Below are 14,796 nucleotides of genomic sequence, written 5' to 3'. Positions count from 1 at the left end.
AGATCGCTCCTTTTATCGTTTCCTCACCGCACAGCGTTACCCGCGAACGGCTTCCGGTCCGCTGCGTCAGCTTCCGGTGCTTTGGTAGCGGGACATGCCTATTTTCCACACTCGTAGCGCTATCAGCAGCGCAGCGCATGCTGCGGCCGCCGTGACGGCGATAAGCCACATCCCGCCCTGCTGCCGCAAAATATACAGTGAAGGGATGTAGTTGACAAAACCGACCGGAATGAGTACGAGCAGCATGCCTTGCAGCCATTTCGGATATAAAGCGAGCGGATAGCGCGAGGCGGTCTGGGCCGCGTCCTCCGTCATGTTTTGCAGCGCTTCGATGCGCGTCAGCCAAAAACCGGCCGCCGCCGTGGCAAGCCCGATGGCGAATAATAGAACCGCGCCGGTCAGAATGATCAGCGCAGTGAGCGGAACGGAGGCCCAGCCGATCTGCCCGGAGGCCATCAGCGCCCGCATGGATATCGCGAGCAGCAGCAGCCCTTGCCCCGTTTCGGCAAGCAAAAGCTTTACGTTCTGCGTCATGAGCGCAAGCAGCACCGGAACGGGCCGGGTCAAAAGCGCGTCAAGATCTCCGCTGACGAGATATTTTTCCAGATGGTGCACGTCCGAGGCAAAAGAGCGGTAAATCGCTTTGGACATCATCATTACGCCGTACAAGTAGCACACTTCATAGAGGCTCCAGCCTTTGACATTGCCGAACCGCATCATGACCAGCGCGACCATCAAAAATTCGGAAATATGTACCATGGAAGCCATGAGCATTGAAAAAATAAAGTTGAATTTGTACTGCATCTGCCCTCGAAAGCTGGAGCGGACGAGCAGCAAATATAGCTTCAAAGCGTTCATCCTCCCTGCACCTCCAGCTTTTTGCGGGCCCAGCGGGTAAGCGCCAGACAGGCACAAGTAAACCCGATGCACCATAAGAGGGCGCCGAGTGCGTCAGTTCCTTGCTCAAGCTGCATATAGATTCGGGTCGGAACGTAGATCAAATAGGGATAGGGCGACAGCGAGCTGACCGTGCGCAGCCATGCCGGAAGCCACTCCAAAGGGATAAAAAAACCGGATAACAACATGCTCAGCGCATAATTGACCCAGTACAGCCAGCGGGATTCGGTTGTCCAGAGAGCGGCGACGCCGATCAAGTAATTGATGCAAATGGAGATGTAAGCTGCAAAAACGAGTGCTGCCGCGGTCCAAACATAGACGGAGCCGCGATCCGGAAGCTTCAGGGAGAAGATGAAGAAGTAGAGGATGTAGATCGGTAAAAATTTGTACAAAAACTGGTAGACTATCTGTCCCCATTCCCGGCTCATTGCCTGATAAAACAAATGAACGGGGCGCATGAGATCGAGCGCAATTTGACCGGTTCGCACCGATTGTTCGAGGCCGAGCCCATTGGTAAGAAACAGGGTGAGCCATAGTATGGACTGGTTAAAAGCGATGTAACCGACCATTCCTTGCCGGCCGTAAGCGCCGAGCGATGCATCTTGGCCCAGTCCGGTCCAGATGCTCACGTAAATGAAGCCGAAAGCCATGCTGACCAAATTGTGCAGCAAGTGCGAGCCGCGATACTGCAAATTTCTCGCGTACGCCTTGCGTGCCAGCACCGTGAAGAGCATGTAACACCTCCTGGTAACAATTGGTATTCATTGCAGCCGCCGCGTAGAGAGAGCGTTTTCTATATTATCAAAATTACCCTGGAAATGGCAAGCAAAAAAACATCCCCTCACTTTAATGTGACGAGGATGTTTCTCTTGATTACTGCGATTTACCTGCGGCCGCCGGAGTATGTGCGGCTTCCTCCGCCAAAACCGTTTCTTTGTCAGGATCGGTACTGTAGCTCGGGATTGCGGCTTTGGTCAAATAATCATGGTCGATATAATCGGCTAAATATTGCTTGCCGAACAGCAAATCGTACTGCATGTTCCGATAATCGTCAATCATCTGTTTGGCCGAATCGGGAGCTTTCGCATGCAGCTGCTGGTTGCTGTCGACAACCAGATTGCTCAGCATGCCCGGGATTTGCGCGGAAAGCTGGGCATCCATCGAGAAGTTGGCCGGTTTTTCCATATTCAGCCGGTCGAGTACGTGGGCGCCCAGGAAAGAGTTGCTGAGCACCGGAATTTGTTCTTTCGGCATATCGAAATTCGACCACATGACCATTGGGACGCTGTGCATTTTTTTCAACTCTTCCAGCGACCACTGCGAATCGTTGCCTGACTGGATGAAGCCGGACTCGTGATACACTTGATAGTCGTAGCCCAGCATCGGAAGGTGGTCGCCATAGAACACAATCAAAGTCGGTTTATCCGATTTCTGAAAATGGTCGATCAAAAGCTGCAAGCTCTGATCGGCATCGTGGGCGCCGTGCGCGTACGTTTCCAGAATCGATTTGGCCGAATCGGACAAAGGTCCCTGCACCTTGATCGGATTGTCTCCGTAGCGGTTCTCGTCGTAAGGACCGTGATTTTGCATCGTTACCGCATAAATGAACATCGGCCGGTCCGACTTATCGACTTCCTGCATGATGGAGCGGGATACTTCGTCATCGGAGATGTAATAGCCTTTAACCTCGGGATTGACAAAGTTCTCGCTGCTTTTGAAGCCTTCGAAGCCAAATTGCTTATAGACGTTGTTGCGGTCCCAGAACCAGCCTTCGTAGGAATGGATGGCCAGGCTTTTGTAGCCTTTGCCTTCGAAGTAGCTGGCCAGGCTCGGCACCGGTTTCGTGACGTATTGCTGGTACGGAATGGAGCCGCCCGGCAAAAAGCTCATGGAATTCCCCGTAAGCACCTCGAACTCCACGTTGCTCGTGCCGCCGCCGAATTGCGGGGACAGCAAAAAGCCGGAGGACGATTCCTTTTGCAGACGGTGGATGGTCGGAACGGGATCTTCGCTGAAATTGACGTTCGTCAGCAGCGTCGGGTCCCAAAACGCTTCATTCATGACAAAAATGACGTTCGGCTGTTTGCCGTTAATGAGCCCGTCACCGGTCGAAGACTTCAGCGAGGCGTTCTGAATATGGCCGGCTACAGTCGCCATGGCTTCGCTGCTGTAGGTCGGCGGCTTTTGCACGATCGAGTTTTTGACATTCATCGTAAAAGCGAGCGCCAGCCCGTTATCGGTATAGTTTTCGCTCTGGTTCCAGGTGATCTCATTGACGCCTGCGCGATCGAGAATGTTCCCGGCCAGCGTTGTTTTCACGCCGAACGCGTATAAAGCATAGAGGGAAAACAGACCTAAGGCGATACGCCCGAAGATGGGCAGCGACAAACGCGGTACGATAAAGCGCAGCAGCAAAATGACGACGAACAGCAGCGCGACGGATACGATCCGGATCAAAGCGGCTTTGCCTGTCACAAGTGAGGCGATGCTCATGCTTTCTTTATTCAGCAGGATGTCCCACGGAAAAAAGGGCTCGCCGATCAATCTTGTTTTCATATAACTGATTAACGATACGGTACCCAGCAGCAGCGTGCTTATTCCCATGGATACGATCAGCGAACCGAGAATGGCATAAATCAAACTGTACACGCAAAATGCCAAAAACACATTCAGCGCAAAATACACTTTATTGGCCATGACCCAATCCAGCGTTTGATGGATCGAACCGCGCACCAAATACTCGATTCCCAGTATGGACAACAACGGCGCAACTATCAGCATACAAATAATAAGGCTGTAAGCGCTAATACGGTTTTGCTTCAGCGTCGTGTATACGAAGTTTTGGGGCCGAAAGGTCAAGCGCATTTTCATCACTCTCCTTCAGCCCCCTATTGTAAATGATATTTATGAAGAAATTGTGAAGGCTTTGTGAAAGTTACTTCATCGCTGCCAGCCAGGCCGCGAGCGCTTTTACATCTTCATCCGTCATGCTTACCTGAAAAGGAGGCATACCGCCCCCGCCCTTTTGGATGCGGAGAATCAAATCTTCTTCATCCAGTCTGTCTCCGATCTTTTGCAAGCTTGGCCCCTTGGCGCCCTGCAGATTGCCGCCGTGACAGGACATGCAGTAATTTTTGTACAAAGTCGGTGCATCCGCCTTGACGGACTCCGCCGCGGGGGCCTGTCCCCCTTGCTGGCCGCAGGCGGAAAGAAATACCGTCAGCCCGATCAAGCAAATCGGCAAAAATTTCATAAGCGATAACTCCCTGTCTTTTTTCCACCATGATACCAAACCACGCGGTGTAAAATAAAGGGATCGCCCGGCAAGAGCTGCCTAAGCCCCGCACAAGTTTATGGTGCATCGAAATTCCAATTTTTATACTTGGCGATTGAGAGAGCAGAATTGTTGAGAGTCTTTCGAAGATGAGCGGGGGCGCTCGGAGGTTGGCGGCTTGGGTGGCCGACCGCCGTCATGCAGCTCGCACCGCGCACTGGGAGCCGCGCGCGGTATGAGGCTCCGCCGCTCATAGGCAGGGCTGGAGAAACCCGCACGGTGGGGGCCGGTAGAACAATGCTGCCTAGCTTTGCGCAGAGGAAGCCTGCAAGAAAGACACCCGCACGTCGGGGCCGATAACCTATGCTGCCTGGCTTTGCGCGAAGAAGCTTACGAGAAAGACACCTGCACGTCAGGGTCTATAGCACAATGTTGCCTGGTTTTGTGCGGAGAAAGTTTGCAAAAAGAATCCCGCACGCCGGGGCCGATAGCACAATGCTGCCTGGCTTTGCGCAGAGGAAGCCTGCAAGAAAGACACCCGCACGTCGGGGCCGATAGCCTATGCTGCCTGGCTTTGCGTGAAGAAAGCATGCGAGAAAGACTCCCGCACGCCGGGGCCTCAGTAGCACAACGCTGCCTAGCTTTGCGCGGAAAAAGCCTGCAAAAAGAATCCCGCGCGACGGGGCCGATAGCACAATGCTGCCTGGCTTTGTGCGGAGAAAGTTTGCGAGAAAGACACCCGCACGCCGGGGCCTCGGTAGCACAACGCTGCCTAGCTTTGTGCGGAGAAAGCCTGCAAAAAGAATCCCGCACGTCAGGGCCGATAGCCTATGCTGCCTGGTTTTGTGCGGAGAAAGTTTGCGAGAAAGACACCCGCACGTCGGGGCCTCAGTAGCACAACGCTGCCTAGCTTTGCGCGGAAAAAGCCTGCAAAAAGAATCCCGCGCGACGGGGACGATAGCACAATGCTGCCTGGCTTTGCACGGAAAAAGCCTGCAAAAAGAATCCCGCGCGACGGGACCGATAGCACAATGCTGCCTGGCTTTGCACGGAAAAAGCCTGCAAAAAGAATCCCGCGCGACGGGACCGATAGCACAATGCTGCCTGGCTTTGCACGGAAAAAGCCTGCAAAAAGAATCCCGCACGTCAGGGCCGATAGCCTATGCTGCCTGGCTTTGCACGGAAAAAGCCTGCAAAAAGAATCCCGCGCGACGGGACCGATAGCACAATGCTGCCTGGCTTTGCACGGAAAAAGCCTGCAAAAGTGCAGTTTTTTGCTTGTCGATACGCCGAGAGCGAAAAATTCCTGCAATTGTGCAGGCTTTTCACCCGCGCATGGGCTCAAGGCTCATTTTCGGCGAAAATTCCTGTACTTTCGCAGGCTTTTCGCCAAAACGGGCCATTTCCTCAGAAAATTCCTGCACTTTTGCAGGTTTTCCACTGGCCCGGTGCCCGCCAAGCCGCCTCACGCCTATCCGCTATGCAACCGTTCCATCCACGCTGCGCCTCGACCGGCGGCGCGCTTTGCGGCGCCACACGGCGTAGGTCCAGACCCCACGCCCGGCATAAAAGCCGGTGCATTTTCGCCGGATTTCGGCGCCCCCCCATCCGCATGGTTACCTGGCTTTGCGTGAAGAAAGCCTGCAAAAGCGCAGTTTTTTGTTTGTCGATACACCGGGAGCGAAAAATTCCTGCAATTGTGCAGGCTTTTCTTCCGCGCATGGGCTCAAGGTTCATTTTCGGCGAAAATTCCTGTACTTTCGCAGGCTTTTCGCCAAAACGGGCCATTTCCACGGAAAATTCCTGCACTTTTGCAGGTTTTCCACTGGCCCGGTGGCCGCCAAGCCGCCTCATGCGGCTCCGCTGTGCAGCCGTTCCATCCACGCTGCGCCTCAACCGGCGCTTTGCGGCGCCACACGGCGCAGGGCAAGACCCCATGCCCGGCATAAAAGCCGGTGCATTTTCGCCGGATTTCGGCGCTCCCCCATCCGCATGGTTACCTGGCTTTGCGCGAAGAAGCTTGCGAGAAAGACACCCGCACGTCAGGCCTATAGCACAATGCTGCCTGGTTTTGCGTGAAGAAAGCCTGCAAAAGTGCAGTTTTTTGCTTGCCGATACACCGGGAGCGAAAAATCCCTGCAATTGTGCAGGCTTTTCACCCGCGCATGGGCTCAAGGCTCATTTTCGGCGAAAATTCCTGTACTTTCGCAGGCTTTTCGCCGAAACGGGCCATTTCCACGGAAAATTCCTGCACTTTTGCAGGTTTTCCACTGGCCCGGTGCCCGCCAAGCCGCCTCACGCCTCTCCGCTGTGCTGCCGTTCCATCCACGCTGCGCCTCGACCGGCGGCTCGCTTTGCGGCGCCACACGGCGCAGGGCAAGACCCCAGCACGCCCGGCATAAAAGCCGGTGCATTTTCGCCGGATTTCGGCGCGCCCCCCCATCCGCACGAATGCCCGGCGGACTCCCTCCCCGGCTCCCGCCAAAGCAAAACAGCCCTCATCCTCGTCAGAGGATAAGGGCTGCCTAAAACCGACCGCCTGTTACGCCAATTTCAGGCGGATGACGTTCCAGGACGCTTTGGCCAGCGTCGCCTGCACTTGGCCGCCGCCCGCGACGGCGGCGTCGCCTCCGCCATGCGGCTTCACGCGGTCCGGCGCGTCTTGGGTATTGGCCGCTTTAATGTCGTCGTGCTCAAGCACGATATGCTCGATCACTTGGCTGGAGCCAAAGCTGCGCAAATCCAGCTCCAGCGGCAGCGCCTCCTGCAGATGGCGGTTGACTGCGAATACCGTCACTTCGGAGCGCTCTTCGTTATGCACCGCAACCGCCTCCAGGTACGGCACATCGGTATAGTCCTTCGCGTCGTACTTCGGCGATTGAATCAATGGAACGAGCGCCGTTCCGCGGCCGAATACGCTCGCATGCATGTACGGGTAGTAAATGGTCTGCTTCCACGCCGGCCCGCCGTTAGCCGTCATAATCGGCGCAATGACGTTGACCAGTTGGGCCATGCAGGCCATTTTCACACGGTCCGCGCGTTTGAGCATGCTGATCAGCATGCAGCCTACGAGCAGGGCGTCTTCGTGGTTGTAAACATCTTCAAGCTGCGGCGGCGCGATGCTCCAGGGCTCGATTTTGCGGTCCGCATCATGGGAATGATACCAGACGTTCCACTCGTCGAAGGAAAGGTTGATTTTCTTTTTGCCGCGCTTTTTCGCCTGCACATAATCGCATGTGGCGATGACCGTATGAATAAATTTATCCATGCCGAGCGATTGGGCGAGGAAGTTCGCCGTATCGTTGTCGTGGTTGCCGTAATACTGGTGCAGGGAAATGTAGTCGACATGATCGTAAGTATGGTCCAGAACGGTCGATTCCCATTCCGGGAAAGTCGGCATCTTCAGCGAAGAGCTGCCACAGGCGACGAGCTCGATCGTCGGATCGACCCACTTCATCACCTTGGCCGTTTCATTCGCGATGCGGCCGTATTCTACAGCTGTCTTACTCCCGATTTGCCAAGGTCCGTCCATTTCGTTGCCCAGACACCACGTTTTGATGTTATGCGGGTCTTTGTAGCCGTGCTCGATGCGCAGATCGCTCCAGTAGCTTCCCGACTTATGGTTCGAGTATTCCATGATCTCCCGCGCTTGATCCGGTCCGCGAGTGCCCAGATTGACGGCCATCATCGCCTGCGTGTTCGCTTTGCGGCACCAATCCATAAACTCGTTCAAGCCGAACAGGTTCGGCTCAACGGTCCGCCAGGCCAACTCCAGGCGCTTTTTGCGCTGTGCGACCGGTCCCACGCCGTCCTCCCAGTTGTAGCCGGAGACAAAGTTGCCGCCCGGATAACGGACAATCGGCACGTCCAGGCCTTTCACCAATTCCAGTACGTCCGCGCGAAAACCCTGCTCATCCGCCTGCGGGTGCCCCGGCTCGTAAATGCCGCCATAGACAGCCCGGCCCAAATGTTCGATAAACGATCCATAAATGCGCGAATCGACTTCCCCGATCGTAAAATCTTTGTCTACAATCATTTTCGCTTTCTGGGACATCAAGAACACCTCTTCATTTAGTTAATAAAAACATAAATTGATTAATAAAAATATGATATAAATGTATTAAACAACAATTTGTTATCGTTTTCAAGCTTTTTCTTTATACGGCAAACCGAACTAAACAAACAATAAAAAAGCGGCCTAAGTCTTCAATAAGACTTAAGAACCGCTCTTTTTACAGCTGAGGCCAATTGAACGCATCAAGGACCATCGGGGCATGAGCCCCCTAATATTTGCCGTCAGCTGGAACTATTGGCGTAACGCAAGCCTTCCATCAAAATCAAAAGCGTTAGCGCTTGACCGTAAGTCATGGGAGAAATCGGAATGTCCTTGTAAAATTGGGCGTCATTGCCGACCGGCGTGCCGTAGGAAACCTCCTGAACTACCCCGTTCGCGTCGATTCGATCCAGCACAGCCTGCAGCGCCTTAAGTCCGGCCGGCAAATCATCCTGCTGCAAATAGCCTTTGCGGACAGCCTTCAAAATCCCGTAGCCGAAAGCGGCCGTGCACGACGTTTCCACATAGGACGACGGATCGTCCAGAACCGTATGCCACATGCCGCCCTTTTCCTGAAGCGCGCCCAAAGCTTGAACCTGACTGCGCAGCGTGTCGAGCAAATACTGCTTGATTCCGTCCTCCAGCTCCGCCATGTCCAGGAAATCTACGATGCCGCAAGTATACCAACCGTTGCCGCGCCCCCAGCGCACAGCCCCGTAATTGTGCCTTCCATTGAAGTCCCAGCCGTGAAAAAACAGTCCGGAATGGCGGTCGTACAAATATTTGATGTGGACGAGGAGCTGTTTTTTCGCTTCTTCGACATATTCCGGGCGCTTAAAATATACGCCGGCCTTCGTTAGGAAAAGCACGGTCATGAACAAGGTATCGATGAGAATTTGCCCATCGTTCGGGTCCCCGCTGATCATATGCTGGAACGCGCCGTCCCCGGTCCTGATCAATCCGTTATCGCGGTCCATAATCCAGCCGCTCCACTCTTCGCATACCCGGATATATTCGTCTTTGCCCGTAATCTCGCATAAAGCAATAAGCGTTAAAAGCGGCGAGCAAGTGTTCACGTTTTTCTCGGGCAAGCCTTCGCGCAGGCGGGCGTCGAACCACTCCTGCAAAAACTGAAGAGTGTCCGCATCCTTCGTCTCTTCGTAATATTGATACATGCCGTAAAGGCCGACGCCTTGAGGCCATTCCCACAGATGAATATCAATAAGCCCGATGGGATATATCTCGTCCATTCCTTCGTTTTTCATGAATTTCATCGCATTGGAGACGCGTTGTATCGCGCTGATCATCATGTCTTGATTCAATTGCATGAAGCCACCCTTCCTTTTCGCACCAATCGGCCTTGTACTCCGCAGTCCTTGATTTGCACGGCCTCACCGTTCACAACCAGTGGCTCCCGCCAACCGAAACAGGCTTCACCGTAAACGGCATCGTCCCAGCGAATTTGCAGCAGCTCTATCGACGCTTCTACTGGCGTCTTGATCATGCTGTCGACGAACTGCTCGAAAGATCCGAATTCCCCGCGATCCGCCGCCCTTACCAGCCAAATATTGCGCCGCCCTTTGGAAATGAGCTCGCGTCCCCGGTTCGTGCCCTCCTGCGTAAGCTCAAGACCGCCTGTTGCATACACGGCGCAATAGGCGCCATCGGTCTCGCCGAAAAACCAGGAGCCTCGGCGCTCTGTGCGGGCAAACGCATAAGTCGGGAAGTAGGCATGCGTATAATCCGCGTCGTGCTCCTCGCCGATATCGAACAGCAGAATTCCCAGTCCCTTGTACTGCCCGACTTTCGGCAAGTAGCCGTTCCCTGCCCAGAAGCATGGCCGGCCTGAGCCGTGAGGATAGATCTCTCCGGGATGGTTCACCCAAACCTGAACCACTGGGGAAAATGCCAGATTCAGCACGTGTTCCTGATATCCTTTCAAGCCGGGACGAAAATCGGAAATGCTCGACATCGCGAACGAGTTTGTCCGATAGTGGCTGAGCTTGGCGTAGCCGTCTTTACCTTGTTCGAGCTGAAACTCCAGCTCCTCCTCCGGCTTCAGCAAAGTCAGACCGGCAAATTCCTGCGGCGGCGTATAATCCGACAAGTACACCGACACATTAAAGGTCGTGCTGTTCACATTGCCTATGCCGTAGCCGACCCAAATGAGCGAGGTCGTACCGGCGGCATGGTTGCCGAACAGCTCCTTCTCGTAGCTGCGGCCGAACGTCGAGGTCAAATAACCTTGGTGGGCTTCGGCAGCCATGTAGTAATATAGGAGATCCATCGCCTGCTTGGCCTTCTCCCGCAGTACCGGCAGCTCGGCCAGATCATAGAGCTGAATCAGTCCGAGGAAATCGATTGGAATGTAGGCGTTAGAATTCCACTCGGCTAACCCTTCGTCGAAGAAGCGCTCGAACCAGCCCTGCAGCTGCTGTTCCGCTTTCTTCTGCCTTTGACGGCCCGTCTCGCCACTGCTGGCAAACTTGTCGTCAGGGAACAGCTGGCCTGCCAACAGCTGGCAGCTGTGGAACAGCAGCGCGTGGTTTTCGCTGAAAAACCACATGACATCGTCGCCCGGCTCATCGATCCAGTACCGGAAGCCGAGAATCGTTTCCTTAATCTGCGACCAGAAACGGTCGTCGAACAACCCGCTTTCGCGGTAGTCCCGCCAAAACCGGAACAAGGCGATTAAATAAAAGTCGGCGCAATCCCGCCTCTCCTGAATGCCGACGAGTCCTTGAAGAATCATCTCCCGGGATTGTTCGGGAGCGCCGCCGGTTTTCAGCTTGGCAATGGCGGAATGGATGTTGGGGATACCAAGCTCGGCCACACACGCCAGCGCCGCCCGTTTGCGTTCTTCCACAGTCATGTCCTGGCTAAGCAGGGGCTGGAACCGGTTGTTGTGCAGCTCGATGCCGAACAGCTTGCGTACCGCAGCTTTGCCGACATGAGCGACCAGTTCAAAGTACTTGTAGTCGATTCCGAAATCGTCCGTATGGCCGAGAACCAGATTCCGCTCCCCGGGCTCCAGATCCCGCTGCATCGAATGCCGGCCGTCAAAGAAGCTGACGTAATTCACGTCAAAAGTAAACTTTTGGCTGAACGGCTGTTCGAAAACAATCCGAATCTCCTCATCCGTAACGTTGTCTTTCGGGAAATAAGCCCGGCCTAACGCATCCTCGATGCCCTGCACAGCCTCCGCCGTTTCCGAATCCGCAAGCGGGATTCGAAGCTCAAGCGAAGCGTCTCCCGTATATTCCAGCGTAAAATGGTACAGCGTATCCCGCTCCGCCAGATCCTCATGGCAGACGAAAAACGTGTTCTCCCCGGCTTCAAGCTCCACTTCCACCTGCGTCTTTTGTTCGATATTTCTTGTGAAAGGCGTGAAATCGCAGACCAGACGTCCGTTCACCCATAACGCAACTCCGCCGCACGTTTTCAAGTTGAACACGGCTTTATGCGCAGAGGGACTGACAACTACCGTATAGCCATATCTCAGCATATGGGTCGGCACGTAATAAAAGCCGGACTCTTCTACACGCGAGTTCCCCCACGGGAAATAAACGCTCCACTGCGCTTCCGAATTCCAAAGGGCAAAATGTTCTCCCAGCGCAGGCGGGGCGGCGAACGGAAGCTTCGGCTCGGACGCCCGTCTCTCGTTTACAAATTCCTTGCGGCAAGGATTTTCATGGATGGAAAAGCCTTTAATCAGCCAATCGTTGATATCCCCTTCCATCGTCATCGGTTCGAACCGCACGTTGCGGGTTAAAATGCCGGTGATCAGCCAGCGGTTGATAACGCGGTGCTGCAGCTGCAGCGGGGCATAAGCCAAATAGTTACTGCCGGTTGTCATTTATGAAATCATCCTTTCATGCCAGATGTGGCGATGCCTTGTACAAATTGCCGCTGGAAAATCAGGAAAACCGCAAGCACGGGAATCATCGTGATCGTGGACATGGCCAGCAAGCTTCCCCAGTCGACGTTGTATTCTCCGATAAAGTTCGATATGGCGAGTTGGATCGTATATTTGGCAGGATCGCTAATCACGATGAGAGGCCACAAGAAGTCATCCCAACGCCACATGAACGAGAATATCGCCAGAACCGCAATAATCGGCTTGGCCATCGGCAGTATGATGCGCCAAAATATTTTCCATTCCCCCGCGCCGTCAATGCGCGCAGCCTCCAGCAGTTCATCCGGGACGGACAGCAAGTACTGGCGAACGAGGAATACCCCGGTGGGCGTAGCGGCGGGCGGAATGATGATGCCGAGCAGATTGTTGTACAGCCCCAGAAAAGAAATGACTTTAAAGATCGGAATCATGATAACCTCAAGCGGTATCATTAACGTGGAAATAAATCCGACCAGTAGGATCGTATCGCCTTTAAAGCGATATTTGGCCAGCGCGAATCCCGCCATCGTATTGATCAACAGCAGCAGCAGCGTAGACGCAATTGTCACAATCGTGCTGTTGAGAAAATACGTTCCGAAATGCCCTTTATCGAAAGCGCTGACAAAGTGCTCCAACGAAAAAGTCGGAGGAATTAAAGCCGGCGGCCAGCTGTACAAATCGGTTTTCGTTTTGAAGGAAGACAACACGGTCCAAAGGACGGGAAATATCCAAAACAAAGCTAATGCGATTAAAATCGCATAAGTTCCAATGCCGGCTTTTCTCACTAGTTGACCCCTCCTTTGGAAAGACGGAATTGCAGCGCCGAGAAAATCCCGATAATGGCAAAAAGAACGACCGACATGGCGCTCGCCATCCCCAGCTCCTGCTTCGTAAAACCGATTTCATAAATGTACTGCACGATAAATGTCGTTGACTTGCCGGGGCCCCCGCCCGTAAGAGCATACATGAGCGGATACGACTTGAAGGCGTCGATGAGCGAGATCATCAACACAAGTACGCTCGTCGGCTTGAGCAGCGGCAAAGTAATATTCCGGAATACTCTCCATCTGGAAGCTCCGTCCAGGTTGGCGGCCTCATACATATCCACGGGAATCGCTTGAAGTCCGGCAATAAAAATAACCATGAAAAACCCGACCCTGGACCATAATGTGGCGATGATGACCGACAAATTCGCATACAGCGGAGAAGTCAGCCACGATACCGGGTCGAATCCCATTGCAGTCAGCAGGTAATTCAAAATCCCGAACGAATCTCCAAAAATCCATTTCCACGTCAAACCGACAATAATAAACGAAATCATCGTCGGCCAATAAATGCTTGCGCGAAAAAATCCCATCATCTTTACTTTGCGAATAAGAAGCACGGCAATCCCAAGGGCTGCGACATAGATTCCGGGAACGACAATCGCCGCATAAAGCCCGGTGCGGCCAAGCGCCGCCCAAAATTCGCTGTCGGCAAGAACCTCCGCATAATTTTCAAAGCCCAAAAATTTCATTTCATTTAATCCGTCATACTTATGAAAGGAATAAATAAAGCCTACGATAGCCGGAATCACAATAAACGTTAAGAAAATAACGAAATTGGGCAAAATGAAAAAATACGGGGCAAGCAGCCTTTTCAACTTTTCCTTTTTCCACGAGGAGCGCGGATTGTTCCTTTGCTTGGTCAATGCCGGAGACACCCTATCCTCTCCTTTCCCTAATCGGCTTGATGTTGAATTAGTCTTGGTGCGTCTTGCGGTACGTCTGCGGGGATACGCCCGCATACTGCTTGAACATACGGCTGAAATGGATGGGATTGTTGAAACCGAGAAACTCCGACATAATCCCGACCGGTTCATCCGATAATCGCAGCCGCTTCTTGGCCTCGTCAATCCGCTTGCGCGTGATGTAGTTGTTGATGGAGATCCCCGTCACTTCTTTAAAACAGTGGCACATATAATACTTGTTCAGATGCATCGCTCCGGCTAGGTCTTCCAAAGTGACAGTCTTTTTGTAATTCTGGTTAAGATACATTAAAATCCGCCGTACATTCGTCTCTTTCTGCGATTGCGCCGGGGCCGTGAGGAGCGAGTATACGTCTTTCGATTTGCGGTAAATTTTGAGCAAAAGCTGCACCATCAGGCTCTGCATCATAAATTGATGCCCGATCGCTTCCTTCTCCCTCTCGCTCAAAATCATCGAAAAGAGGCCGTCCACTTCTTCCACGCCGCGTTCGTCCCACCGGATCAGCAAGCCGTTCGGGTGAGCGAACAAATTCAAAAGCTTCGCCTGCAAATCGTCCCCGGCCAATTCCTGAATGTAGTCCGCCGTAAAATTAATATAGCTCCTGATATACGGAGTATCCTTCGAAGGATTCGGACGATGGAGCACGTCGCCGCTAATTAGCAGCATATCGCCGGGCTGAAGCTGATAAACCTCGTTCCCGATAATGAAATGGGCGTTGCCTTGAAGGAAAAAATAAATTTCATAGCCGTCATGCGTATGAAGCGGCCAACTGTTCTGCCACTCCGTGACATGGTGGCGAATGTATATACGCTCCTGCTTCAATGCCTTATTGGTGGGAAAATGGGCGTGATGTGCCATGGATTGCTGCCACCTCCGGTCCAATGATTTTGTTGTGAATCAGCATTTCCCCCTAAAAGGGAGGAGCTAC

Annotated in this window: 11 protein-coding genes; all 11 read right to left on the bottom strand. The window is 53.4% G+C overall.

All coding sequences use genetic code 11. From position 1 onward, the window contains the following. Positions 1 to 66: 66 nt before the first annotated feature. The gene (locus AC3G2T_RS01010) at positions 67 to 858 is read right to left on the bottom strand and encodes an ABC transporter permease (RefSeq protein ID WP_488434217.1); all 792 of its coding nucleotides are present in this window, start codon (positions 856 to 858) and stop codon (positions 67 to 69) included. Beyond that, entirely contained in the window at positions 855 to 1,631 is a 777-nt protein-coding gene (locus AC3G2T_RS01005) for an ABC transporter permease (protein WP_488434216.1), read from the bottom strand. The genes AC3G2T_RS01010 and AC3G2T_RS01005 overlap by 4 nt, the downstream gene beginning before the upstream one ends. A 139-nt stretch (positions 1,632 to 1,770) precedes the next feature. After that, positions 1,771 to 3,768: an LTA synthase family protein gene (locus AC3G2T_RS01000; RefSeq protein ID WP_488434420.1), complete on the bottom strand. Its 1,998-nt coding sequence runs from the start codon at positions 3,766 to 3,768 to the stop codon at positions 1,771 to 1,773. 64 nt (positions 3,769 to 3,832) lie between these two features. Further along, positions 3,833 to 4,150 carry a c-type cytochrome gene (locus AC3G2T_RS00995; RefSeq protein ID WP_488434215.1) on the bottom strand — a complete coding sequence of 106 codons (318 nt, stop codon included), beginning with the start codon at positions 4,148 to 4,150 and terminating at the stop codon, positions 3,833 to 3,835. Between the two features lie 1,428 nt (positions 4,151 to 5,578). Then, positions 5,579 to 6,055 (bottom strand): hypothetical protein, encoded by a 477-nt coding sequence (locus tag AC3G2T_RS00990; RefSeq protein ID WP_488434214.1) that lies wholly within the window; start codon positions 6,053 to 6,055, stop codon positions 5,579 to 5,581. Between the two features lie 658 nt (positions 6,056 to 6,713). Continuing rightward, positions 6,714 to 8,225 (bottom strand): arabinosylfuranosidase ArfA, encoded by a 1,512-nt coding sequence (gene arfA / locus AC3G2T_RS00985; RefSeq protein WP_474682175.1) that lies wholly within the window; start codon positions 8,223 to 8,225, stop codon positions 6,714 to 6,716. A 242-nt stretch (positions 8,226 to 8,467) separates the two neighbouring features. Further along, positions 8,468 to 9,553 (bottom strand): beta-galactosidase BglB, encoded by a 1,086-nt coding sequence (gene bglB / locus AC3G2T_RS00980; RefSeq protein ID WP_488434213.1) that lies wholly within the window; start codon positions 9,551 to 9,553, stop codon positions 8,468 to 8,470. Then, complete coding sequence (locus tag AC3G2T_RS00975) at positions 9,544 to 12,081, bottom strand: hypothetical protein (protein WP_488434212.1); 2,538 nt, start codon at positions 12,079 to 12,081, stop codon at positions 9,544 to 9,546. The genes bglB and AC3G2T_RS00975 overlap by 10 nt, the downstream gene beginning before the upstream one ends. An 8-nt stretch (positions 12,082 to 12,089) precedes the next feature. Then, positions 12,090 to 12,905: a carbohydrate ABC transporter permease gene (locus AC3G2T_RS00970; protein WP_488434211.1), complete on the bottom strand. Its 816-nt coding sequence runs from the start codon at positions 12,903 to 12,905 to the stop codon at positions 12,090 to 12,092. Continuing rightward, on the bottom strand, positions 12,905 to 13,822 hold the full coding sequence (locus AC3G2T_RS00965; protein WP_488434210.1) for a carbohydrate ABC transporter permease: 918 nt from the start codon (positions 13,820 to 13,822) through the stop codon (positions 12,905 to 12,907). The genes AC3G2T_RS00970 and AC3G2T_RS00965 overlap by 1 nt, the downstream gene beginning before the upstream one ends. A gap of 37 nt (positions 13,823 to 13,859) precedes the next feature. After that, positions 13,860 to 14,726, bottom strand: coding sequence for a helix-turn-helix transcriptional regulator (locus tag AC3G2T_RS00960; protein WP_488434209.1), 867 nt, complete (start codon positions 14,724 to 14,726; stop codon positions 13,860 to 13,862). Positions 14,727 to 14,796 lie beyond the last annotated feature (70 nt).

Source organism: Paenibacillus sp. sgz302191, from assembly GCF_057749925.1.
This window is presented reverse-complemented; position numbering and strand designations above follow the sequence as displayed.